Origin of the sequence: Pseudomonas sp. Q1, from assembly GCF_009935975.1 — a bacterium.
GTDB lineage: Bacteria > Pseudomonadota > Gammaproteobacteria > Pseudomonadales > Pseudomonadaceae > Aquipseudomonas > Aquipseudomonas palleroniana.
The window spans coordinates 234,423-259,241 of the sequence record NZ_QODI01000007.1; the positions used below are offsets into that span (position 1 = coordinate 234,423).

The 24,819-nt window shown below is 59.7% G+C and carries 23 protein-coding genes; 16 read left to right on the forward strand and 7 right to left on the reverse strand.

All coding sequences use genetic code 11. The features are described from left to right. Positions 1–5 precede the first annotated feature (5 nt). From ccmA to DK870_RS13510, 10 genes are all read left to right on the forward strand, one after another. A complete protein-coding gene (gene ccmA, locus DK870_RS13465; RefSeq protein ID WP_161548846.1) occupies positions 6–641 on the forward strand; it encodes a cytochrome c biogenesis heme-transporting ATPase CcmA in 636 nt (211 codons plus the stop codon). Next, positions 638–1,306, forward strand: coding sequence for a heme exporter protein CcmB (gene ccmB / locus DK870_RS13470; RefSeq protein ID WP_014717701.1), 669 nt, complete (start codon positions 638–640; stop codon positions 1,304–1,306). The genes ccmA and ccmB overlap by 4 nt, the downstream gene beginning before the upstream one ends. Before the next feature lie 88 nt (positions 1,307–1,394). Beyond that, entirely contained in the window at positions 1,395–2,150 is a 756-nt protein-coding gene (gene ccmC, locus DK870_RS13475; RefSeq protein ID WP_161548847.1) for a heme ABC transporter permease, read from the forward strand. After that, on the forward strand, positions 2,147–2,323 hold the full coding sequence (gene ccmD, locus DK870_RS13480) for a heme exporter protein CcmD (protein ID WP_060753296.1): 177 nt from the start codon (positions 2,147–2,149) through the stop codon (positions 2,321–2,323). Before ccmC ends, ccmD begins: the two co-directional genes overlap by 4 nt. Further along, complete coding sequence (ccmE, locus tag DK870_RS13485; protein ID WP_104995914.1) at positions 2,320–2,787, forward strand: cytochrome c maturation protein CcmE; 468 nt, start codon at positions 2,320–2,322, stop codon at positions 2,785–2,787. The genes ccmD and ccmE overlap by 4 nt, the downstream gene beginning before the upstream one ends. A 3-nt stretch (positions 2,788–2,790) precedes the next feature. Next, a complete protein-coding gene (locus DK870_RS13490) occupies positions 2,791–4,779 on the forward strand; it encodes a heme lyase CcmF/NrfE family subunit (protein WP_161548848.1) in 1,989 nt (662 codons plus the stop codon). Next, positions 4,776–5,312, forward strand: a complete 537-nt coding sequence (locus DK870_RS13495) for a DsbE family thiol:disulfide interchange protein (RefSeq protein WP_008434782.1) — start codon at positions 4,776–4,778, stop codon at positions 5,310–5,312. Before DK870_RS13490 ends, DK870_RS13495 begins: the two co-directional genes overlap by 4 nt. After that, positions 5,309–5,782: a cytochrome c-type biogenesis protein gene (locus tag DK870_RS13500; RefSeq protein WP_090365984.1), complete on the forward strand. Its 474-nt coding sequence runs from the start codon at positions 5,309–5,311 to the stop codon at positions 5,780–5,782. Before DK870_RS13495 ends, DK870_RS13500 begins: the two co-directional genes overlap by 4 nt. Further along, positions 5,775–6,959, forward strand: a complete 1,185-nt coding sequence (gene ccmI / locus DK870_RS13505) for a c-type cytochrome biogenesis protein CcmI (RefSeq protein ID WP_161548849.1) — start codon at positions 5,775–5,777, stop codon at positions 6,957–6,959. The genes DK870_RS13500 and ccmI overlap by 8 nt, the downstream gene beginning before the upstream one ends. Before the next feature lie 14 nt (positions 6,960–6,973). Beyond that, positions 6,974–7,369 carry a hypothetical protein gene (locus DK870_RS13510; protein WP_060753302.1) on the forward strand — a complete coding sequence of 132 codons (396 nt, stop codon included), beginning with the start codon at positions 6,974–6,976 and terminating at the stop codon, positions 7,367–7,369. Positions 7,370–7,624: 255 nt separating this feature from the next. Here the strand turns inward: DK870_RS13510 and DK870_RS13515 are convergent, their stop codons facing one another. Next, the gene (locus tag DK870_RS13515) at positions 7,625–7,903 is read right to left on the reverse strand and encodes a DUF6124 family protein (protein WP_161548850.1); all 279 of its coding nucleotides are present in this window, start codon (positions 7,901–7,903) and stop codon (positions 7,625–7,627) included. Positions 7,904–8,397: 494 nt separating this feature from the next. Between DK870_RS13515 and phnN the strand changes: the two genes are divergently transcribed. The 5 genes from phnN (at position 8,398) to DK870_RS13540 (ending at position 16,748) form a co-directional block, all read left to right on the forward strand. Further along, on the forward strand, positions 8,398–8,970 hold the full coding sequence (gene phnN, locus DK870_RS13520) for a phosphonate metabolism protein/1,5-bisphosphokinase (PRPP-forming) PhnN (protein WP_161548883.1): 573 nt from the start codon (positions 8,398–8,400) through the stop codon (positions 8,968–8,970). A gap of 350 nt (positions 8,971–9,320) precedes the next feature. Further along, positions 9,321–10,871, forward strand: coding sequence for a M10 family metallopeptidase C-terminal domain-containing protein (locus DK870_RS13525; RefSeq protein ID WP_161548851.1), 1,551 nt, complete (start codon positions 9,321–9,323; stop codon positions 10,869–10,871). A 623-nt stretch (positions 10,872–11,494) separates the two neighbouring features. After that, positions 11,495–12,307, forward strand: coding sequence for a M10 family metallopeptidase C-terminal domain-containing protein (locus DK870_RS13530; RefSeq protein WP_256679846.1), 813 nt, complete (start codon positions 11,495–11,497; stop codon positions 12,305–12,307). 907 nt (positions 12,308–13,214) lie between these two features. Continuing rightward, entirely contained in the window at positions 13,215–15,101 is a 1,887-nt protein-coding gene (locus DK870_RS13535; protein WP_305986888.1) for a M10 family metallopeptidase C-terminal domain-containing protein, read from the forward strand. A 477-nt stretch (positions 15,102–15,578) separates the two neighbouring features. Continuing rightward, positions 15,579–16,748: a M10 family metallopeptidase C-terminal domain-containing protein gene (locus tag DK870_RS13540; RefSeq protein WP_256679847.1), complete on the forward strand. Its 1,170-nt coding sequence runs from the start codon at positions 15,579–15,581 to the stop codon at positions 16,746–16,748. Between the two features lie 126 nt (positions 16,749–16,874). On the opposite strand, the gene DK870_RS13545 is transcribed toward DK870_RS13540, so the two are convergent. After that, positions 16,875–18,071 carry an MFS transporter gene (locus DK870_RS13545; RefSeq protein WP_161548855.1) on the reverse strand — a complete coding sequence of 399 codons (1,197 nt, stop codon included), beginning with the start codon at positions 18,069–18,071 and terminating at the stop codon, positions 16,875–16,877. Positions 18,072–18,246: 175 nt separating this feature from the next. On the opposite strand from DK870_RS13545, the gene DK870_RS13550 reads away from it, so the two are divergent. Continuing rightward, complete coding sequence (locus tag DK870_RS13550; RefSeq protein WP_161548856.1) at positions 18,247–18,861, forward strand: DUF5666 domain-containing protein; 615 nt, start codon at positions 18,247–18,249, stop codon at positions 18,859–18,861. Positions 18,862–18,997: 136 nt separating this feature from the next. Here DK870_RS13550 and DK870_RS13555 read toward each other — a convergent pair whose 3' ends face one another. The 5 genes from DK870_RS13555 to DK870_RS13575 form a co-directional block, all read right to left on the reverse strand. Continuing rightward, on the reverse strand, positions 18,998–20,002 hold the full coding sequence (locus DK870_RS13555; RefSeq protein WP_161548857.1) for a sulfate ABC transporter substrate-binding protein: 1,005 nt from the start codon (positions 20,000–20,002) through the stop codon (positions 18,998–19,000). Between the two features lie 97 nt (positions 20,003–20,099). After that, positions 20,100–20,921, reverse strand: coding sequence for an ion transporter (locus DK870_RS13560; RefSeq protein WP_060754537.1), 822 nt, complete (start codon positions 20,919–20,921; stop codon positions 20,100–20,102). A 31-nt stretch (positions 20,922–20,952) separates the two neighbouring features. Further along, positions 20,953–21,828: an urea transporter gene (locus DK870_RS13565; RefSeq protein ID WP_161548858.1), complete on the reverse strand. Its 876-nt coding sequence runs from the start codon at positions 21,826–21,828 to the stop codon at positions 20,953–20,955. Positions 21,829–21,980: 152 nt separating this feature from the next. Next, positions 21,981–23,396 carry a pyruvate kinase gene (gene pyk / locus DK870_RS13570; RefSeq protein WP_161548859.1) on the reverse strand — a complete coding sequence of 472 codons (1,416 nt, stop codon included), beginning with the start codon at positions 23,394–23,396 and terminating at the stop codon, positions 21,981–21,983. Continuing rightward, on the reverse strand, positions 23,386–24,666 hold the full coding sequence (locus DK870_RS13575; RefSeq protein WP_161548860.1) for a glycerate kinase: 1,281 nt from the start codon (positions 24,664–24,666) through the stop codon (positions 23,386–23,388). The genes pyk and DK870_RS13575 overlap by 11 nt, the downstream gene beginning before the upstream one ends. Between the last annotated feature and the right edge of the window lie 153 nt (positions 24,667–24,819).

A 24,819-nucleotide genomic window follows, 5' to 3' on the forward strand; every position in this document is an offset into this window, starting at 1 on the left:
ATCTCTTGACCAACCCTCTTCTTGAAGCCGTAGCGCTTGCCTGTGAACGCGACCTGCGCCTGCTGTTCGAACACCTCGAACTGCGGCTGACGGGCGGCGACATGGTGCAAATCAGCGGCCCCAACGGCAGTGGCAAGACCAGTTTACTGCGCCTGCTGGCCGGCTTGATGCAGCCGACGGCCGGCGAAGTTCGTCTCAACGGCAAGCCCCTCAACGAACAACGCAGCACGCTGGCGCGCAACCTCGTGTGGATCGGCCACGCCGCCGGTATCAAGGATGTGCTCAGCGCTGAAGAAAACCTCAGCTGGCTCAGTGCCCTGCATCACCCGGCCTCCCGCGACGCCATCTGGCAGGCCTTGGCGGCGGTCGGCCTCAAGGGTTTTGAAGACGTGCCTTGCCACACCCTGTCTGCCGGCCAGCAGCGCCGCGTGGCCCTGGCGCGTTTATATCTGCCCGGCCCGCCGCTGTGGATTCTCGATGAACCGTTCACCGCCCTCGACAAACAAGGCGTCGCCCAACTCGAAGAGCACCTGGCCCGGCACTGTGAGCAGGGCGGTCTGGTCGTGCTGACCACGCACCACACCCTGGCCCGCCTGCCGGCCGGTTATCGTGAGCTGGATTTGGGGCGGTGGTCGCTATGAGTGTGTTCGCCCTGTTGGTTGCGCGTGAAGCCCGGCTGCTGTGCCGTCGCCCAGCCGAACTGGCCAACCCGCTGGTGTTCTTCGCCATCGTGATTGCCTTGTTTCCGCTGGCGGTCGGCCCCGAGACTAAACTGTTGCAAACCTTGTCTCCGGGCCTGGTGTGGGTGGCTGCGCTTTTGTCCGTCCTGCTCTCGCTGGACGGGCTGTTTCGCAGTGATTTCGAAGACGGTTCCCTGGAACAGTGGGTCCTTTCGTCGCACCCCCTGCCACTTCTGGTACTGGCCAAGGTGCTGGCACACTGGGTTTTTTCCGGTCTGGCGCTGGTCTTGCTCTCCCCGTTACTGGCGATGATGCTCGGGCTGCCCGTGGAGTGCCTGCCGGTATTGCTTCTATCCTTGTTGCTCGGTACGCCGGTGCTCAGCCTGTTGGGGGCGGTGGGCGCAGCGTTGACCGTCGGTTTGAAGCGGGGTGGCCTGTTGCTGGCCCTGTTGATTCTGCCTTTGTATATCCCGGTGTTGATCCTGGGCAGCGGCGCTCTGCAAGCCGCGCTCATGGGGATGCCGGCGACCGGTTACCTTCTGTGGCTGGGGAGCCTGACCGCCCTGGCGGTAACCCTGACACCCTTTGCTATAGCCGCCGGCCTGAAGATCAGCGTCGGCGAATAATGAGGTCTGGTTGAGCGCGTCATACCCTTGACCAGTAAAGACCCTGAGCGTCCCGCTACGACGGGAAGCCACCGTGATGGAAACAGCAATGAACTGGACCTGGTTTCACAAGCTCGGCTCGCCCAAATGGTTTTATGGCATCAGCGGCAAGCTGCTGCCGTGGTTGAGCATCGCCGCCCTCTTGCTGATCGGCGTCGGCCTGGTCTGGGGCCTGGCTTTCGCGCCGCCGGACTACCAGCAAGGCAACAGCTTTCGCATCATCTATATCCATGTACCCGCTGCGATGCTGGCCCAGTCCTGCTACGTGATGCTGGCGGTGTGCGGCATCGTCGGCCTGGTGTGGAAGATGAAACTGGCGGACGTCGCCCTGCAATGTGCTGCGCCCATCGGCGCATGGATGACCGCCGTGGCGCTGGTCACGGGCGCGATCTGGGGCAAACCGACCTGGGGCTCGTGGTGGGTGTGGGATGCGCGACTAACGTCCATGTTGATCCTGCTGTTCCTGTACTTCGGTCTGATTGCGCTGGGCAATGCGATCAGCAATCGTGACAGCGCCGCCAAGGCCTGTGCGGTGCTGGCGATTGTCGGCGTGATCAACATCCCCATCATCAAGTACTCGGTCGAGTGGTGGAACACCCTGCACCAGGGCGCCACGTTCACCCTCACCGAAAAGCCGGCGATGCCCGTGGAAATGTGGGCGCCGTTGCTGCTGATGGTGCTGGGGTTCTACTGTTTCTTCGGTGCCGTGCTCTTGATGCGCATGCGCCTTGAAGTGCTCAAGCGTGAGGCCCGCGCCAGTTGGGTCAAGGCCGAAGTGCAAGCCAGCCTGGGAGCGCGTGGATGAGCTTTGCTTCTTTCAGTGATTTTCTCGCCATGGGCCACCATGGCCTGTATGTCTGGACGGCCTACGGCATCTGCCTGGCGGTGCTGGCCCTCAACGTCGCCGCGCCAGTCCTGGCCCGCAAGCGTTACCTGCAACAAGAGGCGCGTCGTCTGCGCCGGGAGACCGATAAGTGAATCCGCTGCGTAGAAAACGTCTGTTGATCATCCTTGCCATCCTGGCCGGCGTCGGCATCGCCGTGGCCCTGGCCTTGAGCGCCCTGCAGCAGAACATCAACCTGTTCTACACCCCGACCCAGATCGCCAATGGCGAAGCGCCGCAGGACACGCGTATCCGCGCCGGTGGCATGGTGGAAAAAGGCTCGCTGAAACGCTCTGCCGACTCCCTCGACGTGACCTTCGTGGTCACCGACTTCAACAAGGCCGTGACCATTACCTACCGCGGCATCCTTCCGGACCTGTTCCGCGAAGGCCAGGGCATTGTCGCCCTGGGCAAACTCAACGCCGACGGCGTGGTGGTGGCCGATGAAGTGCTGGCCAAGCACGATGAGAAATACATGCCGCCGGAAGTGACCAAAGCGTTGAAAGACAGTGGTCAATCCGCCCCAAGCTCTAATTCACAGCCTGCCAAGGAGGGATAAGTGATGACGTCCGCACTGTTTATTCCTGAGCTGGGCCAGTTGTCGATGATCCTCGCCCTGTGCTTTGCCATCGTGCAGGCCGTGGTGCCGTTGCTCGGTGCCTGGCGCGGCGACCGCCTGTGGATGAGCCTGGCGCAGCCGGCCGCCTGGGGCCAGTTCGCCTTCCTGGTGTTTGCGTTTGGCTGCCTGACCTACGCCTTCATGACCGACGATTTTTCCGTCGCCTATGTGGCCAATAACTCCAACAGCGCTCTGCCCTGGTACTACAAGTTCAGTGCCGTATGGGGCGCACATGAAGGTTCGCTGCTGCTGTGGGCGTTGATCCTCGGCGGCTGGACGTTCGCCGTGTCGGTGTTCTCGCGCCAACTGCCGCAAGTGATGCTGGCCCGCGTGCTGGCGGTGATGGGCATGATCAGCGTGGGTTTCCTGCTGTTCCTGATCATGACTTCCAACCCGTTCAGCCGCATCCTGCCGCAGATCCCGGTGGACGGTCGCGACCTCAACCCACTGCTGCAGGACATCGGCCTGATCGTGCACCCGCCGATGCTCTATATGGGGTATGTCGGCTTCTCGGTGGCCTTCGCGTTTGCCATCGCCGCCTTGCTCGGTGGGCGCCTCGATGCCGCCTGGGCGCGCTGGTCGCGGCCATGGACCATTGTGGCGTGGGCCTTCCTCGGGATCGGCATCACCCTCGGTTCATGGTGGGCCTACTACGAACTCGGCTGGGGCGGCTGGTGGTTCTGGGACCCGGTGGAAAACGCTTCCTTCATGCCCTGGCTGGTGGGCACTGCGCTGATTCACTCCCTGGCCGTCACTGAAAAACGCGGCGTGTTCAAAAGCTGGACCGTGCTGCTGGCGATTGCTGCCTTTTCCCTCAGCCTGCTCGGTACTTTCCTCGTGCGTTCGGGCGTACTGACTTCGGTGCATGCGTTTGCGTCCGACCCAGCGCGCGGCGTATTCATCCTGATCTTCCTGCTGTTCGTGGTCGGTGGTTCACTCACGCTGTTCGCCCTGCGCGCGCCAGTGGTCAAGAGCCAGGTGGGTTTCAACCTGTGGTCGCGCGAAACCCTGCTGCTGGGCAATAACCTGGTGTTGGTGGTGGCCGCCTCGATGATCCTGCTCGGCACGCTGTACCCGTTGGTGCTGGATGCCTTGAGCGGCGCCAAGCTGTCCGTCGGCCCGCCGTATTTCAATGCGTTGTTTATCCCGCTGATGGGCCTGCTGATGGTGGTGATGGCGGTTGGCGTGCTGGTGCGCTGGAAGGACACGCCCGTCAAATGGCTGGCCGGCATGCTGATGCCGGTGCTGCTGGGCAGTGTGGCCCTGGCGGTGATCGCCGGTATCGCCTATGGCGACTTCAACTGGGCGGTGCTCGCCACCTTCCTGCTGGCGGCCTGGGTGTTGCTGGCGGGTGTGCGGGATATCTTCGACAAGACCCGCCACAAAGGTTTGATCAAAGGCTTGCCGACGCTGACCCGCAGCTACTGGGGCATGCAGATCGCCCACATCGGCATCGCCGTGTGCGCCCTGGGCGTGGTGTTGTCCAGCCAGAACAGCGCCGAGCGCGACCTGCGCCTGGCGCCGGGCGAGGCCATGGACCTGGCCGGTTACCACTTTATTTTCGAGGGCGCCAAGCACTTCGAAGGCCCGAACTTCACCTCGGATAAAGGCACCGTGCGCGTCGTGCGCAACGGCCGCGAAGTGGCTGTGCTGCACCCGGAAAAACGTTTGTATACCGTGCAGTCATCGATGATGACTGAAGCGGGTATCGACGCTGGTTTCACCCGCGACCTCTATGTGGCGCTGGGTGAACCCCTGGGTGAGGGTGCCTGGGCGGTGCGCGTGCATGTGAAGCCGTTTGTGCGCTGGATCTGGTTTGGCGGTTTGCTCACCGGGTTCGGTGGTTTGCTTGCCGCGCTGGACCGGCGCTATCGGGTCAAGGTCAAGAGCCGGGTGCACGAAGCCCTCGGCCTGCAGGGAGCGGCGGTATGAAGCGTTGGTTGATGGTGTTGCCGCTGGCGGCATTTCTGGTGGTGGCGGTGTTCCTATATCGCGGCTTGTACCTGGACCCGGCCGAGCTGCCCTCGGCGATGATCGGCAAGCCGTTCCCGGCGTTCAGCTTGCCGACGGTGCAGGGCGACAAGACCCTGACCCAGGCCGACCTGCTGGGCAAGCCGGCGCTGGTCAACGTGTGGGGTACCTGGTGCATCTCCTGCCGCGTTGAACACCCAGTGCTGAACAAGCTGGCCGAGAAGGGCGTGGTGATCTACGGCATCAATTACAAGGACGACAATGCGGCGGCCTTGAAGTGGCTGGCGGAGTTCCACAACCCGTATCAGCTGGATATCCGCGACGAAGACGGCAACCTCGGCCTCAACCTCGGCGTATATGGCGCCCCGGAAACCTTCTTCATCGATGCCAAGGGCGTGATCCGCGACAAATACGTCGGCGTGATCGACGAAGTCGTGTGGCGTGAGCAACTGGCCGCCAAGTACCAGGCCCTGGTCGATGAGGCCAAGCCATGAAGCGCTGGTTGACTGCCGCTGTGCTGGCACTCGGACTGGCAGGTGTGGCCCACGCCGCCATCGATACCTACGAGTTTGCCAATGATGCCGAGCGTGAGCGTTTCCGCGACCTGACCAAGGAACTGCGCTGCCCCAAGTGCCAGAACCAGGACATCGCCGATTCCAATGCACCGATCGCCGCCGACCTGCGTAAAGAAATTTTCCGCATGCTGGGGGAGGGCAAGGACAACCAGCAGATCATTGACTTCATGGTCGATCGCTACGGTGATTTTGTGCGTTACAAACCGGCCCTCACCGGCAAGACCGCGCTGCTCTGGTTCGGCCCTGCCGGGCTGTTGCTGGCCGGTGTGGTCGTCATGGCGGTGATCGTGCGCCGTCGCCGCGCCGCGCCGATTGATGGCAGCGACGCACTGTCGCCTGAAGAGCGTAAACGTCTCGACCAATTGCTGGACACCAAGACTGATGATTGATTTCTGGCTCGCAGCCGGCTTGCTGCTTCTGATTGCCCTGAGTTTCCTGTTGATCCCTGTGCTGCGCGGCCGTCGTGCCCAGCGTGAGGAGGATCGCACCGCGTTGAACGTGGCGTTGTACCAGGAGCGTGTTGCCGAACTGCAAGCGCAGCAGGCCGAAGGCGTGCTCAATGCCGCGCAACTCGATGCCGGCCGTGCGGAGGCAGCCCGTGAATTGCTGGCTGACACCGAAGGGGCGGAAAAAACCCGTGAGTCGCGCCTGGGCAAACCACTGCCATTACTCGCCGCGCTTCTGGTCCCGGTGCTGGGCATCAGCCTCTACCTGCACTTCGGTGCCAGCGACAAGGTCGAACTGACCCGCGAATTCTCCCAGCCGCCGGTGTCCATGGAAGACATGACCCAGCGCCTGGAGCGCGCCGCGGCGGCCCAGCCGGACTCGGCCGAAGGCCTGTACTTCCTCGGTCGCGCCTACATGGCGCAGGATCGCTCCGCCGATGCCGCGAAAGTCTTCGAGCGCACCGTGGCCCTGGCCGGTCGCCAGCCCGAACTGCTCGGCCAGTGGGCGCAGGCGCAGTACTTTGCCGACAACAAACAGTGGTCGCCCAAGGTTCAAGCCCTGACCGACGAAGCGTTGAAGCAAGATCCCAAGGAAGTCACCAGCCTGGGCCTGTTGGGTATCGCAGCCTTTGAAGGCCAGCGTTATCAGGAGGCTATCGACTACTGGAGCCGCCTGCTGGCGCAACTGCCGGCGCAAGACAACTCCCGCGCCGCGCTGCAAGGTGGGATTGACCGTGCTGCCGAAAAACTGAAAGAAAGCGGTAGCGCCGTCGCACCCAAGGCGGTGATGAGAGTGCGTGTGGATGTGTCGCCCGAGGTGAAGGCCAAGGCCCTGCCTACCGACAGCGTGTTCATCTTCGCCCGCGCCGTCTCCGGCCCGCCGGCGCCCTTGGCGGCCAAACGCGTTACCGTGGCTGAGCTGCCGATTACCGTCGAACTGGGCGACGCCGATGCGATGATGCCGCAGTTGAAACTGTCGAACTTCCCCGAAGTCCAACTGGTTGCGCGCATATCCCGGGCGGGTGTTGCCACCGCCGGTGAGTGGATCGGCCGCAGCCAACCCTTGGCCAGCAGCACCACTGCGCTGCAGCAACTGACCATCGACAGTCCGAACCCGTAATTCGAGGAAACGCCATGACCGCATTTGCACGCATCACCTTGCTCAGCCTGGTACTCGGCCTGAGCGCCTGTGCGGTCCACCGGCCCCCTCCAGCGCCCACCGGCCCGACGATCCCACCGTCAGGCCCATCGACCCAACCGAGCACCAAGCCGTCCGGCCCAGTCACTCCGGCCCCCAAACCACAGCCCAGCAAATCGCCGACGTTCGCCCCGCCACCAGGCGCCGCCAGCCACTGGGACGGCAAGATGCAGGTCTACGTGCTCGACGACCAGCCCGACACCTTCTATCGCCAGCGCACCTACTACCGCTGGAGCAACGGCTGGAGTCGTTCGATCAGCCCGAACGGCCCCTGGGAAGAGACCGATGTGCACGGCGTGCCGCCAGGGTTGAGCAAGCAGTACGCGCAATGACAAAAGGCGACCTTCGGGTCGCCTTTTTCATGGGGTTGAAATCCACTTTGCCGGTCACTGCTGGGCAAATGTGGGAGGGGCAAGCCCTAAGTCGCCGTCTGTAGGAGCGAGCTTGCTCGCGAAAAACGTCAACGATAACGCGAGTTGCCTGAATGAACGCGGCGCCTGTGAGTTTTTCGCGAGCAAGCTCGCTCCTACAAAATGTCTTAACTGCATGGCGTTAGGGCAAGCCTCTTCCCACAGGAGACCACTGGGCTAGCGTGCCACGGGGCACTCCCGGCTCAGTACGTCATCCACCAGCAACTGCGCAATCTCAATCATCTGTACCACCGCCAATACCTGCTTGCGGTTTGATCCATCCAGATGCTCGGCACAGTCGTACGCACACGCCGTTGCCGATTCCAGCATCTCGCTGGCATTGCTCAAGGCCGCTTCGGTACTCAGGCCAGGCCGAACGGTGAAGATGATGTCGGGTGGGGGTTGTTTGGCGTCATCCGAGTCGGATGGCGGGGGATTGGGTGTGACTTTTTTCATACGATAGCTCCTGGAGTTAACGGAGCCGCCACAATCACTTCCACATGATGGGTGGCGACTGTACGCAGGTGTGGAAGACCGGACTCCAGGACCCCGGCGCACTCGAAAGTGCCCCGCGCACAGCCGCCATAACACTTTATAGCGGGCATGAAAAAAACGCCCGCTAGAGGCTATGGGCGCTTATACGCCTGGAGAGTTCGGGCTTCCACACCCGTTCGCTGATTTTGCAGCGACCGGCGAAGGTTAGCGGCGAGGTTCATCGGACGCAACCCGAAATCTGTGTAGGGCGGATCTTCACATCCCTCTGCCTGGCGTTGTTACAACGGGGGGCTTGGTATCGGCTTATTCGCGCCCCGGAGGTCGGTATGACCCTAGTGCGCGGCAAACCGCACTCGGGTAATGTGGCCGCCGCCGGCCTGGCGGCCGGGGGATTGCTGGGTATACTTTCCAGCGACTACCAGGCCAGTCTGGCGACAAGCGAAGAGGGTGTTTTGATGGCGGGCAGGTTGATCTATCTCATCGGGCCGTCGGGTTCGGGCAAGGACAGCCTGCTGGAGGCCGCACGCCCACGTTTGCTTGAGCGCGGCTGCCGCATTGTGCGCCGCGTGATCACGCGTTCGGCGGAGGCGGTGGGCGAGGCGGCGCAGGGCGTGAGCCCGCAGCAGTTTGCCGCGATGCAGGACGAGGGCGCATTTGCCCTGAGTTGGCAGGCCAATGGGCTGTCTTATGGCATCCCGAGGGAAATCGACGTCTGGCTGGCGGCGGGGGAGGATGTGCTGGTCAATGGCTCCCGAGCGCATCTGGCGCAGACGCGTGAACGCTATCCGACCTCGTTGGTGTTGCTGCTGACCGTGGATCAAGCGGTGTTGCGTGAACGCCTCATCGCACGCGGGCGTGAGTCGCTGGCGGACATTGAAGAGCGCCTGGCGCGCAACGTGCGGTTCACCGCCGAGCTGATTGCCGGCAATGGCGCGGGATTATTCGTGCTGGATAACTCCGGCCCCCTTGAGCATACCGTCGAGCGCCTGTTGTGCTGCCTGGATCACGGGGACGCGGCATGTGCCTGACGTCCGCGTTCATTGCGTAATGTAGGCGTCAGACGTGTTGGAAGTGAGACAGGGGTAACGAGAGTGTTCCACTAGTTACCGGTGCGTTTGGGTGGGTTTCTTGATGTTTTCACTTCAATAGATTGCTCGCTTGTTGCGAAGTATTTTTTCTTTATAAAACAGCTTGTTGACGGTTTGTAATAGAACAGTCAAGGCAGCTTATTGTTCGGCGGTTTTCAGGCAGTGGTCTTGCAATAAAGTCTGGGTGGCTGGCGCTTTTTATCTATGGGACTTTTATCGGGCTGGCGACGGATTGGTCAGCATCGAAAATTCATTATGGATTGTGCTCAACGCCCAAGAGTATTCATGGCATGCAGATCCCTGTCAGACATCCTTTCCTGTCACACCCCGATTCTTTGCCGTCCGAACCACCGTGCTCGAATAAAATTGATGTTTTAAAGTGGGTCGGTACACAGCGCTCCTTTAATACGGATCAAGCGGCAAAACATATAACACGCGAAGGTTGCAAGTTTTATGATCGCAATGGTGATAATAAAATCGTTGTTGGTTTTAACCTGGTTGGAGGATTTACCGAGCCTCAGAAGGTGCGTATCAAGGAAGCCTTGCAATACTGGGCGGATGTTACAAACATCAACTTTGTTGAAAATGGCTCGAACACCGATGGCCATATCACGGTCAATGGCGTGGCGGGTTCTTGGTCTGGTCACGCGTATATGCCTAACCAGTCTCAATCTCGGGTCACCGCCAATATAGGCACCGGGGGTGGCGGGGGTAAGCCGGCGATAGGCAGCGCGTTCCTGGGTTTGGCGATCCATGAACTGGGACATACCCTGGGGCTCAGCCATCCGGGCGACTACGACGGCATGGGCCACAGCTACAGCAGTTCTGCGGCCTACAAACAGGACACCAAAGCGCGCAGCGTCATGAGTTACTGGGCGGAAACCAACCAACCCGGGCACAACTTCGCCAACCAAAGCCCCTGTGCGCCCATGATGGATGATATTGCGGCGGTTCAAAGGCTTTATGGAAAGAACACCAAGACCCGAGATACCGATACCACGTATGGCTTCAACTCCAACGCCGGTCGTGAGGTTTATAGCCTCAAGCGTGCAACTGAAAAGCCGGTCTTCACGGTCTGGGACGGCGCGGGCAACGATACGCTGGATTTTTCCGGGTTTGCCCATAACCAGAACATCAACCTCGATGCCGAGGCGTTCTCGGATGTGGGTGGGCTGCGGGGAAACGTCTCCATTGCCAAAGGGGTGGTTATCGAAAATGCCATCGGCGGATACGGTGACGATACGTTGAAAGGGAACGACGGCGACAATCGCCTCAAAGGCGGCAAGGGCAGCGATAAGCTGCGTGGGGGGGCTGGATCGGACACTTTCATTTATGAGCGCATCAGTGACTCTACCCCACAAAAGCCTGACACCCTTGAGGACTTCACTAGTGGTGTCGACCGGATCGACGTTTCCGGTGTGCTTCGAGCAGCAGGCCTCAAGGACCTGAACTTCTCCGAGCGGTTCAGCGGCCAGGCGGGCGACGCCATACTCAGTCATGATTCGAATACAGGCCGTTACCGCCTGGCTGTGGATACGACAGGGAGCGGCGAGGCTGATCTGCTGATCCTCAGTCGTGGCCAGATCAAGCAGACGGATGTGATCTGGAGCGCCCCTGGGCCGACGGTCGCACCAAATGTGGAACCCGCTCCTGAACCAGAACCAACCATTGAGCCTGAGCCTGAGCCTGAGCCTGAGCCTGAGCCTGAGCCTGAGCCGATTCCGGACTCGGCTCCGGCCCCGCTCACTTTCGGCTTGGCTGGGCTCGTCAAAAGAACGGTGAATAAACTCTCCACGACGGCCATCGGCTGGGTGAGCCGAATATTTTCATGGTTCAAATAATGCCAAGCCAGTTTGTACCCTGTGCGGGTGAGTACCTAGTGTTTAAAGACAGCGCGTTACAGGATTTGAGGTTATTTTAAAAGCGGTTGGCCTGTTGTCTTTAGTTTTAAAGAGGGGGTTGGAAGGTTTTTGTCAAAGTTTGCATTGGTGTTTTTGTATTGCTCTTCTTGTCAGCATGGGTGAGTGTTTTAGTCTGAAATAAATAAGCTGTTGTCGCGCTTTTTTTGTCGTGAGAATTTAGAGCTGCTTTGATCGGATGCTCATTTATTTCCTATGTGTATTTGATTCCGGCAATGGGTTTTAATTATTTGTATTCGAAATATTTTCTGGATGGAGAGTGTTGGCTTATGACGGTTCATGGCTCTAATATCAGTTTTCAAACGTATAGTTCATCGCGCTTTGCGGAGCAGTCTACTTTGAGTGGTCGGCCTGATGATACGATGATGTCCAGTACTTCTCGCCTGCACAACTACCACACCCGTAGTCATTTTTCGTCCACGGTAAATGTCCTGGCACCCAACGTACTCGACAGGGGATGGGCGGGCCCGGGGAACGCAAACCTACCGTCCGCCTCCGGCGGCAATCAGCAGATTATGGCGGGGTTTCCAGGGGGGAGCGAAGTGATGAGCCTGTTCGCCAGGGCCTATATGGAATTCCAGCAGGCTTTTACCCGATACGCGCCATGGGGGAGTGCGCATCCGCGCCCGGCATCTGAAACCAAGCCTGCTTCGAAGGCTGTCTTGGCGGCATGCCCAGCCCCTGTGCTGGAGCCAAGCCCGAAGCCTGAGCCGCGTCCGGCGCAACACTTTCCGGGCGATACCCGGTATGGGTTCAATTCGAATACCGGGAATACTCAAACTTCCCTGGTATCTACCTATGACAGACCATGGTTCAGCGTCAAGGATGCAGGGGGCAACGATACCTTGGATTTTTCCGGGTTCAAGCAGCATCAGGTTATCAATCTGGGGGCGGGTACTTACTCCAGTGTCGGTGGGATGGCTAACAATGTTTATATCAGCCGCGAGTCGAAGATTGAAAATGCTGTGGGGGGGGCAGGCAACGATCGGATAATCGGTAACTCATCTGATAATGTCCTGCTTGGGGGGGAGGGCGCAGACACATTGAGTGGCGGCGGCGGGAGTAATGTCTTCAAATATAATGCGGCAGCTGACTCCACTTACGAGAATGCCGACCTGCTCACGGATTTCAAGACAGGTTGGGACAAGATTGATTTGTGCGGCATGGCAAATGCGGCTGGCGTCAGGCTGAACCTGGTGCACAGCTTCACGGGGCGACCCGGTGACACAATCATTAAATACAATGCAAACAGCGGGCGCTATTTTATGGCGGTCGACATGTCGGGTAATCGCCACAGTGACTTCCTGATAAAGAGTACTCGGCCTTTCGGCCCGGAGGATGTCATCGGATTGTCCTGAACACATGAGCCGTGCGCTCGACTGATGTGCACGGAAACATTGCGTTGATCCCCTCGCTGTAACTATCAGCCTCATATTTATCTATTTACAGGCTTGAAACGCGCCCTGGCTTCGCGTTCAAGCCTGCTTTCTGATTCAGCATGGCAGCCTGAAGGCTCCGTGTCGGCGCTATCAACCCCTCCTGGCATGATCCTTCCCCCTACTTAGCTTTGCTGAGGCAAATGTGTGCACTTGGCCGTCTTGTCGACCTGGTTGACGCATTCGCCTGCATTTTACTTCTTTCGCTCCGAAGGTTTGATTTTTCAGGCAGGAATAATGCTGTAGGCATTAATTTACCGACGCGAGACAGAGAATAATCTATTTTTTTGAAATGTTGAGTTTTTCACTCAAGCCAGATTCTTAGATCCTTGTCTTGAATGGATAGTTATGTAGTCATAGTAAGAGAGGGGGTGTTTAACTTTGAGTTTTTGATGAGGTTGGTGTTATCTGATTGTGAGCAATGCGATGAAATTATTCTGATTTTTAGTGTGCTTTATAATTTGTTTTTTCTGCAAAGTCAGTGGCTTATGAAGGTTCTACGTGTGTGTCTGAGGTGGGGGTGGTTTCAGGGTTTTGCGTGGTTAAGGAAAAGTGTGATCAGGATTTAGAATGTGTCAGGGTGAATTAATTAGTGCCTGGAATGCCAAGCGGCTGTGTGCGAACTTAAGGGTGTGCCGACAACTAGTGCCGCTCTTGATGAACGGGGATTCGGTATCTCGAGTTTGACAATTGTTTACCCCGAGTTTGATTGAAATGAGGACTATGGTTTATGAGAGTACCCGGACCGCCCGCTACTGCCGTTAGTGTAAATAAGGCGTCTAATCCCTGGAGCAGTATCAGCCCTGGGCAGCCTATCAAGACGTACACCTTGGGCAGTAAGAAGGCCGTATTAACAACAGAGCAGGCTGGGAAGAAAATTACCCGAGGTGGCTACCGGTTTCATGACCGCGATGGCGACAAGAAAATTGACTTGTCGTATCGGATCGCCAAGGGCTTCACTCCGCAGCAGGCGGATCAGGCCAGGCAAGCACTGCAATCTTGGCAGGATGTCGCCAATGTGACGTTTACTGAAAACGCGCAAAAAGCCGACGGCCATGTCGATATCAATGATATGGCTGGAACACCTTCTGGCGTGGCCTCGCTCCCCAATAAGTCAATGAATCGAACATTCGCAAATATTGGGACCCTGGGTGTGGGGGCAGACCCGAAGATCGGCAGTTTTTTCCGTGAGGTGCTCATCCACGAAATCGGCCATTCCATCGGGCTGGAACACCCAGGTGGTTATGATGGTTTTGGCGACTATGGGCTTCACGCGGAGTATGCGGGGGATACCCGGGCGCGCTCGGTGATGAGCTACTTCTCGGAAAAGAATCAGCCCGGGCACGATTTCAAGTCGCTGAACCCCTCTGCGCCGATGATGGATGACATTGCGGCTATTCAGAAACTCTACGGCGCGAACAACAAAACCCGTAATACCGATACCACATACGGGTTCAACTCCAATACGAACCGTGAAGCCCTTAGTTTGAAGGCGGACAGCGACAATCCTATTTTCTGTGTGTGGGACGGTGGTGGGAACGATACATTGGATTTTTCCGGGTTTTCACAGAATCAGAAGATCAACCTCAATGCTGAGTCGTTTTCAGACGTAGGAGCGTTAAAGGGCAATGTCTCCATCGCCAAGGGTGTCGTGGTGGAAAATGCCCTGGGCGGCAAGGGAAATGACACGCTGCTGGGCAATCAGGTGGCTAACCGCCTCAAAGGCGGCGGCGGCGCAGATCGTCTGCAAGGCGGTGGTGGGGGCGACACTTTTGTCTATGACCGGGCAAGTGACTCCACCCCGGACAACCCCGATGTCATTCTGGATTTTGAAAGTGGCGCAGATACGATTGATCTCTCTGCGGTCCTGAAAGCTACAGGTATCAAAGCGGTCAAGTTCGTCGATCATTTAACCGGTCAACCGGGTCAAGTCGTGCTCAGGTACGACGCGGGTAGTCGCGAGGGAAGCCTGGCATTGGACCTGACGGGCAACGGCAAGGCGGATCTGTTGATAAATAGCATTGGCCAGATGAAGGCGGGGGATGTCCAGGCGAATGGCGAAAATCCGGCACCCTCGCCCGTGCCGAAGGAGCCCAGGCCGGAGCCACGTCCTGTGCCGAAGGAGCCCAGGCCGGAGCCACGTCCTGTGCCGCAGGAACCCAGGCCGGAGCCACGTCCGGTGCCGAAGGAACCCAGGCCGGAGCCATGCCCTGTGCCGAAGGAGCCCAGGCCGGAGCCATGCCCTGTGCCGAAGGAACCCAGGCCGGAGCCATGCCCTGTGCCGAAGGAGCCCAGGCCGGAGCCATGCCCTGTGCCGAAGGAGCCCAGGCCGGAGCCACGTCCTGTGCCGAAGGAACCCAGGCCGGAGCCATGCCCTGTGCCGAAGGAACCCAGGCCGGAGCCACGTCCTGTGCCGAAGGAACCCAGGCCGGAGCCATGCCCTGTGCCGAAAGAGCCTAGGCCGGAGCCATGCCCTGTGCCGAAGGAGCCCAAGCCAGCTCCACGTCCGGATGTCTGCGAGCCGAAGACAGACCCGCGTCCACGACCTCCAGCGGATCTTTGCGGGCCGCAGGTGGGCCCTGGGGGCCTGAATGACGCACATAGATTCCATGCCAAATCTGCGGAGCATCGATCGACGCTGATGTCGGCCTTTGATAGCGCTGCATTTACGGCGCGGGCATGGCAAATCGATCCATTAAATAATAAAAATGTGTGAAATATATTTAAGTAAGTTGTGTTACTTGAATAGTTGATCCTCTCGCTGATCGCTTGATCAGTCTAAATCCAGTGTGATGAGAATGGTCTTTTGGCATCGCTCAGAAATTAAGGTGGTGCATTAATCGCCTTGGTGTGTGAGCTATGGCTCGAAAGTAACTATTTAATAATTCGTAAGTTCTACTGTTGCGAAGTGTTGGGCCGTTGTTTTTTTAACTTAAAGAGAAAAGTAATTATGATTAATGTGAATGCACCCGTTGTAAATTTCCATGCATCCACCAATGTGGCTCCTCAGCTGTTACCCATTGTACATAACCCATACGAGCACTCGCTTATTGAAAAACAGACCTCTACGCGGTCTCCGTTGCTCGGTTTGTCTATGTCGGTGACAAATGGGTTTTCCAGTCTTCAGCGCCTTTATGGATCAAACCCGAATGTCGGTGTGCCCTCCAAGTTATTGCAGCCTGGAGAAACAGCCTTGAGCAACTTATCTTTCGCGGCCATCATCGGCTTCAGCGGTAACGTAGCCACTGCCAGCTGTGAGCCTATGCCTCAGGGAGATGAACCTCGGCCAACTCCAGAACCCAAGCCTCAGGGTGAAACGAAACCTGCTGATGCGAAGCCTAAAGGTGAACCCAAGCCCGTCGGTGATGCGAAGCCTAAAGGTGAACCCGAGCCCGTCGGTGATGCGAAGCCTAAAGGTGAACCCAAGCCCGTCGGTGATGTGAAGCCTAAAGATGAAACCAAACCTGCCGGTGACGCGAAGCCTAAAGATGAAACCAAACCTGCCGGTGACGCGAAGCCTAAAGGCGAAACCAAACCCGCTGGTGATGTGAAGCCTAAAGGCGAAACCAAACCTGCCGGTGACGCGAAGCCTAAAGATGAAACCAAACCTGCCGGTGATGTGAAGCCTAAAGGCGAAACCAAACCCGCTGGTGATGCGAAGCCTAAAGGCGAAACCAAACCCACCGATGACGCGAAACCTGGAGTTAAAACCCTGTCGGATGACACCATCTACGGTTTCAACTCCAACACGGGTAAACCGGAAATGACCCTCACGTCCGCCTCCGACAAACCAGACTTCACCGTCTGGGACGACCGAGGAGTGGATACATTTGATTTTTCCGGTTTCGAGCAGGATCAGTCGATCGACTTGCGGGGCGGTTCACGGTCCAACGTGGGGGGATTGAGGGAAAACGTCAGGATCGCTGAGAACACGGTGATCGAAAATGCCATTGGGGGCCGTGGTAACGACCGGATCGTGGGGAATGCTGCGGACAACGTGCTGACCGGGGGCGCGGGAGCGGACACCTTGGTCGGCGGGGGCGGGTGGAACACCTTCAAGTTCAATGCCTTCGCGGACTCGACACGCACCCAAGCCGATTTATTGCTGGACTTCAACACCGGCCAGGACAAGATCGATCTGTCGCAGATGGCCATCGACGGCAAGGTTGCCTTTAACTTCGTGAATGCCTACACCGGTCAAGCGGGTGACACCCTCATCAAGTTCAATCCGCAATCGGGGCGCTACCTGCTGGCAATAGACCTGGATGGTGACGGCAAGACGGACTTCCTGATCAAAAGCACACGAATGATCAGCCCGGAAGATGTCATTGGGCTGAATATCAAGGAGGATGGCTATCTCTAAGGGGCATGCGGCGTATTTTCAATGATCGCCGTGGCATTCGTTAAAGCTGGGCAGGACTGATCGGTGATTGATCAAGTCCTGCCCTTTTGTGCATTTGAAACAATATTCCGACGGATAGAAGATCGATCAGGCGGTGGCCACCGAGACGCCACGTGCCGCACTCAGGAACCGCAACAACGCCACCAGCGGGAAGGCACTGCCTACCAGCATCACCCCCAACCAACCGCCCTGTTCATACACGCTGCTGGCAATCGCCGAGCCGAAGGCGCCGCCGATGAAGATGCTGGTCATGTACAGCGCGTTGAGGCGGCTGCGGCTTTTGGCGTCGAGGGCGTAGATGGCGCGTTGGCCGAGGACCATGTTCATCTGCACGCAGAAGTCTAGGACCACGCCGGTGACGGCCAGGCCGATGACGCTGTACAGCGGGTGTACGAAGGCCGGCAGGAAGCTCAGCGCCGCGAACAACATCGCCAGCAACGAGGCGCGGTGGGTGTGGCCGGCATCGGCCAGGCGACCGGCGATGGGCGCGGCAACAGCGCCCAGGGCGCCCACCAGGGCAAACAGCGCGATTTCGCTTTGGCTCAGGCCGTGGTTGCGCGCCAGTTCCAATGGGGCGGCGGTCCAGAACAGGCTGAAGGTGGCGAACAGGCAGGCCTGATAGAACGCGCGCTGGCGCAGCAGCGGTTGCTCACGCACCAGGGTGCCGAGGGAGCGCAACAACTGAGCATAACTGGCACTGTGGTCGGGTTGGCGCTTGGGGATGGTCAGCAGCAGCACCACACTGATAAACGCCATCAGCGCGGCGGCGGCCATGAACATCGCACGCCAGCCGAAATGGTCGGCCACCACACTGGACACCGGGCGTGACAGCAGGATACCGAGCAACAGGCCGCCCATGATGCTGCCGACCACACGTCCACGGGACTCGGCGGGCGCCAGGTGCGCGGCCAGCGGGATCAGGATCTGCACCGAGACCGAACTGAAACCGATCAGCAACGACACCAGCAGGAACAGGTTCGGCTGTTCGGTAAACGCTGCGCCCAGCAGGCTGGCGATGGCCACGACGGTCGTGGTGATCATCAGCTTGCGGTTTTCCAGCAGATCACCCAGCGGTACGAGGAAGAACAGGCCGAGGGCGTAGCCGATCTGCGTCAGGGACACGATCAGGCTGGCCATCGCCGGGGTCAGGCCGATATCCGGTGCAATCAGCTCGATGATCGGTTGTGCGTAGTAGATGTTGGCAACGATGGCGCCGCAGCAAAATGCGAACAGCATCACCATGCTCCGGGTCATCGTGCTCGCAGTGTGGGAAGTAGCGTTCATGGTGTTCTCATAAAAGCGTAGGAAAGTGGCGCAAGCCTAAAGGCAACACCACCGCCGGGGTAGGCCGCTGGCAGTGATATCACTCATGCGCGGCATTGATGACTGAATCGTTGATTTTCTGCGCCAAGGGTGATGATACATTCAGGCACAAAGGCTGAAACAGGAAACGCTTGCGATGAAGATCACTTTGAACAAGATGCTCATGGCTTCGACCCTCGCCGCCGCCATGGCCGTGGGCTTGGCCCACGCTGCCGAGGCTCCGCGTGTCGGGGTTCGCGGCGAGATTACGGCGGTCGACGGTGACGCGCTGCAGGTCAAGGCCAACAGCGGTGAAGAGGTCACCGTCAACCTCACCCAAGCCACCCAGGTGCGCGCCGTCACGCTGGCCAGGATCGATGAAATCAAGCCCGGCAGCTATATCGGCTCGGCCGCAATGCCGAATGCCGACGGCACCCTCACGGCGCTCGAAGTGCACGTGTTCCCGCCAGCCATGGCTGGCACCGGCGACGGGCACCGTGCATTTGACTTGAAGGAAGGCAGCAGCATGACCAACGGCACCGTCGGTGATCTGGTGGTCAGTAACGGTCGCACCCTGACCGTCAAATATAAGGGTGGCGAGCAGAAGATCGTAGTGCCGGAGGGTGTGCCCATCGTCAACCTGGAGCCGGGGGATCGCAGTCTGCTCAAGGCCGGGATGAAGGTGGTGCTGTTTGCGACGAAAGGGCCGGATGGAACGATCACCGCTCAAGCCATCTCAGCCGGCAAGGACGGCGTAACGCCGCCCATGTAGCAGCCAGTCACAAAACCCAGTGTGGGAGGGGGCTTGCTCCCGATAGCGGTGTATCAGTCAACTCATTCATTGACTGACACTCTGCTATCGGGAGCAAGCCCCCTCCCACATTTTTTACCAGGTTTATCTGAAAGGGTTATTGGCCAGAGTAGATCTGGTCAAACACGCCACCATCATTGAAGTGGGTCTTCTGCACCGTGCGCCAGTCACCAAAGGTTTTTTCCACCGACAGAAAGTCGACCTTCGGGAAACGGTCGGTGTACTTGGCCAGCACCTGCGGATCACGTGGGCGCAGGTAGTTGTTGGCGGCGATTTCCTGGCCTTGCGGCGACCACAGGTATTTCAGGTAGTCCTCGGCGGCCGTGCGGGTGCCTTTCTTTTCGACCACCTTGTCGACCACCGACACGGGTGGTTCGGCTTCGGCGGAGACGCTCGGGTAGATCACTTCGAATTGATCACGCCCGAATTCACGGGCGATCATTTCCGCTTCGTTCTCAAAGGTCACCAGCACGTCGCCGATCTGGTTGGTCATGAACGTAGTGGTGGCGGCGCGGCCACCGGTATCCAGTACCGGTGCTTGTTTGAACAGCTTGCCGACAAACGCCTTGGCCTTGTTTTCGTCGCCGCCGTTCTTGAGCACATAACCCCAGGCCGACAGGTAGGTATAGCGCCCGTTACCCGAGGTTTTCGGGTTGGGCACGATCACCTGCACGCCATCCTTGAGCAGGTCCGGCCAGTCTTTCAGGGCCTTGGGGTTGCCTTTGCGCACGATAAACACCGTGGCCGAGGTAAACGGTGCGCTGTTGTTCGGCAGGCGGGTGACCCAGTTGTCGGGCACCAGTTGGCCGTTGTCGACCAGGGCATTGATGTCGGTGGCCATGTTCATGGTGATCACGTCAGCCGGCAGGCCGTCGATGACCGAGCGCGCCTGTTTGCTCGACCCACCGAAGGACATCTGCAAGGTGAGCTTGTCGTTCGGGTGCTCGGCTTCCCAGTGCTTCTGGAACGCCGCGTTGTAGTCCTTGTAGAAATCACGCATCACGTCATAGGAGACGTTGAGCAGGGTGACCGGTGCGGCTTGGACGGCACCGGCCAGGGCCAGGCCGGCGGCCAGTAGAGACGCGCTGAGGATTTTTTTCACTGCTCATTCCTTGTTGTTCGGGAGAAGAGGGGGCGGCAATTTGCCAGCGACTATAGCCGGGGGCGCATAGTCGCTTAAAGATTAAAACGAACTTTGCTTATTCCACTTTCTTAAACAGTGCATTACCGCATCGGGAGCAAAATGCGGCATTGGCTTCGTGGCTGTTTTTCTTGCACACCGGGCAGTCAGTGTGCAGTTGCTCGCCACGCATGGCGTTGGCCAGTTCCGCGGTGAAGATCCCGGTCGGCACGGCGATGATCGAGTAACCGGTGATCATCACCAGCGACGAAATCACTTGGCCCAATGGGGTCTTGGGCACGATATCGCCAAAGCCGACGGTGGTCAGGGTCACGATCGCCCAGTAAATGCCCTTGGGAATACTGGTGAACCCGTGCTCCGGGCCTTCGATCACGTACATCAGGGTGCCGAACACCGTGACCAGGGTGCACACGCTGACCAGGAACACCACGATTTTCTGCTTGCTGCCCCGCAGCGCCGACATCAGGTAGTTGGCCTGCTTGAGGTAGGGGCCCAGCTTGAGCACCCGGAAGATACGCAGCATGCGGATAATGCGGATGATCAGCAGGTATTGGGCGTCGCTGTAGTACAGCGCCAGAATGCCCGGCACGATGGCCAGCAAGTCCACCAACCCGTAGAAGCTGAAGGCATAGCGCAGCGGCTTGGGCGAGCAATACAGGCGCAGCCCGTACTCGATGGCGAAGATGATGGTGAAACCCCATTCGATGTAGGCCAGCAGGTCGGCATAGTTATCGTGCACCGCCTGGATACTGTCGAGGATCACGATCACCAGGCTGGCAAGGATGATCAAGAGCAGGGTGCTGTCGAAGCGTCGCCCGGCCGCGGTGTCGCTCTGAAACACCATTACATACAGCCGTTGACGCCAGTTGTTGCTGTCCATGGAAGTCGCCTGAATCGAATATCGCGCCAGCCTAGGAGGATTCGAAGGGGCTGTCCATGCGGGTTTTCTGCAGTACCCGGCAACTGGCGCGCACCAGCCAGCACGCGAGGATAAACGGCGAGGTCAGCGCCGGCAGGTGCAGCGCGGCAAAACCCGGTGTGAGTGCAATCGCCAGCAGGATGCCGAGCAACGGCAGCCAGGGGCGCCGATGGGCCTGGCTCAGCGCCAGGGCCGCGAGTGCCGGGTTGTAGCTGTGCAGGCCGAGCAGGGCGCCGGTGGGGTCATCCAGCAACCAGCCGACCCACACGCCGCTGCCGGCGCCGGTCAGCGCCCATAACGCGGCGCTGCGGTTGGCCAGCAGCAGGCCCAGGGCAATCGATACGCCGGCCAGCGGTTGATCGAGCAACAGGACTTGCGCGAGCCCCGTAAAGGTGGCGGTGAGCAAGGCCACTGCATCGGGTTCGCTCAGGGCAGTGGGGTTATCAGGCACCGTGCCCAGCAGCAACCAGCCAAGGCCGACAAACGGTGCGGTGTAGGCGGGCAAGGCTTGCGCTTGGGTGGCATGTTGCAGCCATTGCCGTGTGAGGATCGCACTCAAGCCGCCGCTCGCCAGGATCAGTGGCGGCAGTAACGCCGACCAGGCGCAGTGCTGGCTGATCAACAACCCCAGCAGCACGCCGTTATAGCTATAGAGGCCGGCCTGCCGCTCAGCCTTCGGATACCCTCGGCGCTGGGCGGTCAGCAATCCCGCCACACCGCCCAGCAGTGCCCCGCCGAACAGCGCCGGAGCGCCGATCAGGATGGCCAGCAGGCACAGCAGGCCGCATAGCGGGTGGCGTTGCAGGAAGATCTGGCTGAAACCGTTGAGCAGGGCTTCGGCCCAGTCGGGGCAGGTTGGGTTGTGCATGGTGGTCAGTCAGTTGGATTGGGTTGCCCCCAATCGGGAGCAAGTCGAATCGTCGCACCACCCTCCCACACTTGATGGTGTTCACAGCTTAGAATTTGTGAGCGCATTCAGTTGTGGGAGGGGGCTTGCTCCCGATGAGGCCCTGACAGGCGCTAGATCAACGTCTCAATCCGCAAGGAATTGGTCGACCCCAACTGCCCAAACGGCACCCCCGCTGTAATGACCAACGTATCCCCACGCTGCGCCATTCCTTGGGCCTGGGCGATCTCCAGCGCCGTGGAGCACACCTCATCCACCTGCCGCAGCCGGTCATTGACCACTGAATGCACGCCCCACGCCACGCTCAAACGCCGCGCCGTGGACAGGTTCGGCGTGAGGTTGAGAATCGGCGCCACCGGGCGTTCCCGCGCCGCACGCAGGCTGGAGTTGCCCGACTCGCTGTAGTTCACCAGCACCGCCACCGGCAGGATGCTGCTGATGCGCCGGATGGCGCAGCTGATCGCGTCGGACACCGTGGCCTGCGCCTTGGGTCGGTTGACGTCCAGTTGCGTCTGGTAGTCCGGGCCGTTTTCCACCTGGCGGATGATCTTGCTCATCATCTGCACGGCCTCCAGTGGGTAATCGCCCGAGGCGGTTTCCGCCGACAGCATCACCGCATCCGCCCCTTCAGCCACCGCATTGGCTACGTCGGTGACTTCGGCGCGCGTCGGCGCAGGCGAAAAGCGCATGGATTCGAGCATCTGCGTGGCTACCACCACCGGTTTACCCAACTGGCGACAGGTACGGATGATGTTTTTCTGAATGTGCGGCACGCTCTCGGCCGGCACTTCCACCCCCAGGTCGCCCCTGGCCACCATGATCGCGTCGCTCAATTCGGCGATTTCCGCCAGGCGCTGCACGGCCGACGGTTTTTCGATCTTGGCCATCAGGAACGCCTTGTCGCCGATCAGCTCGCGGGCTTCGCGTATGTCTTCCGGGCGTTGCACGAAGGACAGCGCCACCCAGTCCACGCCCAGCTCCAGGCCGAAGCTCAGGTCGCGGCGGTCCTTGGCGGTCAGCGGGCTGAGTTCCAGCAAGGCTTGTGGGACATTCACACCTTTGCGGTCGGACAACTCACCACCATTGAGCACGGTCGTGTCGATGGCGTCGGCGTGCTTGGTGATGACCCGCAGGCGCAGCTTGCCGTCGTCCAGCAGCAGGTCCATGCCCGGCTCCAGCGCTGCGATGATTTCCGGGTGAGGCAGGTTGACCCGGCATTGGTCGCCCGGCGTCGGGTCCAGGTCCAGGCGCAGGGCCTGGCCGCGCACCAGTTGCACCTTGCCCTCGGCAAAACGTCCGACCCGCAACTTTGGCCCCTGCAGGTCCATGAGAATGCCCAGCGGGTAATTCAACTGGCGCTCCACCTGGCGAATCCACTGGTAGCGCTGGGCATGATCGGCGTGCTCACCGTGGCTGAAGTTGAGGCGGAAGATGTTCACTCCGGCTTCCACCAGTTCGCGGATATCGTCGATACCGTCGGTGGCCGGCCCCAGGGTGGCGAGGATTTTGACCTTCTTGTCAGGCGTCATGGTGGGCAGTCTCAAGGATCAGGATGGCGCGCAAGTCATTGACGTTGGTACGGGTCGGCTCGGTGACGAGCAGACCGTCGAGCGCGGCGAAATAGCCGTAGCCGTTGTTGTTGTCCAGCTCGTCGCTGGCCGACAGGCCCAGGGCTTCGGCGCGGGCGTAGCTGGTGGGGGTCATGATTGCGCCGGCATTGTCTTCCGAGCCGTCGATGCCATCTGTGTCGCCGGCCAGGGCGTACACGCCGGGCAGGCCCTTGAGGCTGTCGGTGAGGCTCAGCAGGAACTCGGCATTGCGTCCGCCACGGCCATTGCCGCGCACGGTGACGGTGGTTTCACCGCCGGAGAGGATCACGCACGGCGCGGCCAACGGCTGGCCATGTTGCACGATCTGCCGGGCGATACCGGCGTGTACCTTGGCCACGTCGCGGGCTTCGCCTTCCAGGTCACCGAGGATCAGCGGGCTGAACCCCGCTTGGCGGACTTTGACCGCCACGGCTTCGAGGGATTGCTGGGGGCGTGCGATCAATTGGAAGTGGCTGCGCGCGAGTACCGGGTCGCCGGGTTTGACGGTTTCCGAGGCCGGGTCCTGCAACCAGTTGCGCACCGAGGCGGGGGCGTCGATGCCGTAGCGCTTGAGGACCGCCAGGGCCTGTTGCGACGTGCTGGGGTCACCCACCGTGGGGCCGGAGGCGATCACCGTGGCCTGGTCACCGGGCACATCGGAAATCGCATAGGTGTAGACCGTCGCGGGCCAGGCCGCTTTCGCCAATCGGCCGCCTTTGATGGCTGAAAGGTGCTTGCGTACGCAATTCATCTCGCCAATGGTGGCGCCGGATTTGAGCAGGGCTTTGTTGATGGCTTGCTTGTCGGCCAGGGTGATGCCTTCGGCGGGCAGGGCGAGCAAGGCAGAGCCGCCGCCGGAGAGCAGGAAGATCACCCGGTCGTCCTCGCCCAGGTCGCTGATCAGCCCCAGCACACGCTGTGCCACGGCCAGGCCCGCTGCATCGGGCACGGGGTGGGCGGCTTCGACCACTTCGATTTTCTTGCACGGCGCGCCGTGGCCGTAGCGGGTGACCACAAGGCCGGTGACTTCGCCCTGCCAGCAGTTCTCGACGACCAAGGCCATGGCCGCCGCGGCTTTGCCGGCGCCGATCACGATCACCCGGCCGCTGCGGTCGGCGGGCAGATAAGGTTCCAGGACTTGCCGGGGGTGGGCGGCCTCGATGGCTGTGGCAAACAGCTCGCGAAGCAGGTGTTGCGGATCGACCGACATAAGCGGGCTCCCGGGAATTTTTGTTATTAGAGGTGCAACCATTTCAAGCTTGAAATGCGATCAATCTGTGGGAGGGGGCTTGCTCCCGATAGCGGTGTGTCATTCACCGCTTTGCTGACTGATCCACCGCTATCGGGAGCAAGCCCCCTCCCA

Bases quoted from the DNA above. Each gene is read 5' to 3' on its own strand.
- DK870_RS13525 (WP_161548851.1), top strand. From the start codon at position 9,321: ATGCAGATCCCTGTCAGACATCCTTTCCTGTCACACCCCGATTCTTTG.
- DK870_RS13515 (WP_161548850.1), bottom strand. From the start codon at position 7,903: ATGAAAAAAGTCACACCCAATCCCCCGCCATCCGACTCGGATGACGCC.
- ccmC (WP_161548847.1), top strand. From the start codon at position 1,395: ATGAACTGGACCTGGTTTCACAAGCTCGGCTCGCCCAAATGGTTTTAT.
- DK870_RS13490 (WP_161548848.1), top strand. From the start codon at position 2,791: ATGACGTCCGCACTGTTTATTCCTGAGCTGGGCCAGTTGTCGATGATC.
- ccmB (WP_014717701.1), top strand. From the start codon at position 638: ATGAGTGTGTTCGCCCTGTTGGTTGCGCGTGAAGCCCGGCTGCTGTGC.
- DK870_RS13545 (WP_161548855.1), bottom strand. From the start codon at position 18,071: ATGAACGCTACTTCCCACACTGCGAGCACGATGACCCGGAGCATGGTG.
- DK870_RS13575 (WP_161548860.1), bottom strand. From the start codon at position 24,666: ATGTCGGTCGATCCGCAACACCTGCTTCGCGAGCTGTTTGCCACAGCC.
- DK870_RS13495 (WP_008434782.1), top strand. From the start codon at position 4,776: ATGAAGCGTTGGTTGATGGTGTTGCCGCTGGCGGCATTTCTGGTGGTG.
- pyk (WP_161548859.1), bottom strand. From the start codon at position 23,396: ATGACGCCTGACAAGAAGGTCAAAATCCTCGCCACCCTGGGGCCGGCC.
- DK870_RS13500 (WP_090365984.1), top strand. From the start codon at position 5,309: ATGAAGCGCTGGTTGACTGCCGCTGTGCTGGCACTCGGACTGGCAGGT.
- ccmD (WP_060753296.1), top strand. From the start codon at position 2,147: ATGAGCTTTGCTTCTTTCAGTGATTTTCTCGCCATGGGCCACCATGGC.
- DK870_RS13560 (WP_060754537.1), bottom strand. From the start codon at position 20,921: ATGGACAGCAACAACTGGCGTCAACGGCTGTATGTAATGGTGTTTCAG.
- DK870_RS13510 (WP_060753302.1), top strand. From the start codon at position 6,974: ATGACCGCATTTGCACGCATCACCTTGCTCAGCCTGGTACTCGGCCTG.
- phnN (WP_161548883.1), top strand. From the start codon at position 8,398: ATGGCGGGCAGGTTGATCTATCTCATCGGGCCGTCGGGTTCGGGCAAG.
- DK870_RS13530 (WP_256679846.1), top strand. From the start codon at position 11,495: ATGAGCCTGTTCGCCAGGGCCTATATGGAATTCCAGCAGGCTTTTACC.
- DK870_RS13565 (WP_161548858.1), bottom strand. From the start codon at position 21,828: ATGCACAACCCAACCTGCCCCGACTGGGCCGAAGCCCTGCTCAACGGT.
- ccmI (WP_161548849.1), top strand. From the start codon at position 5,775: ATGATTGATTTCTGGCTCGCAGCCGGCTTGCTGCTTCTGATTGCCCTG.
- DK870_RS13550 (WP_161548856.1), top strand. From the start codon at position 18,247: ATGAAGATCACTTTGAACAAGATGCTCATGGCTTCGACCCTCGCCGCC.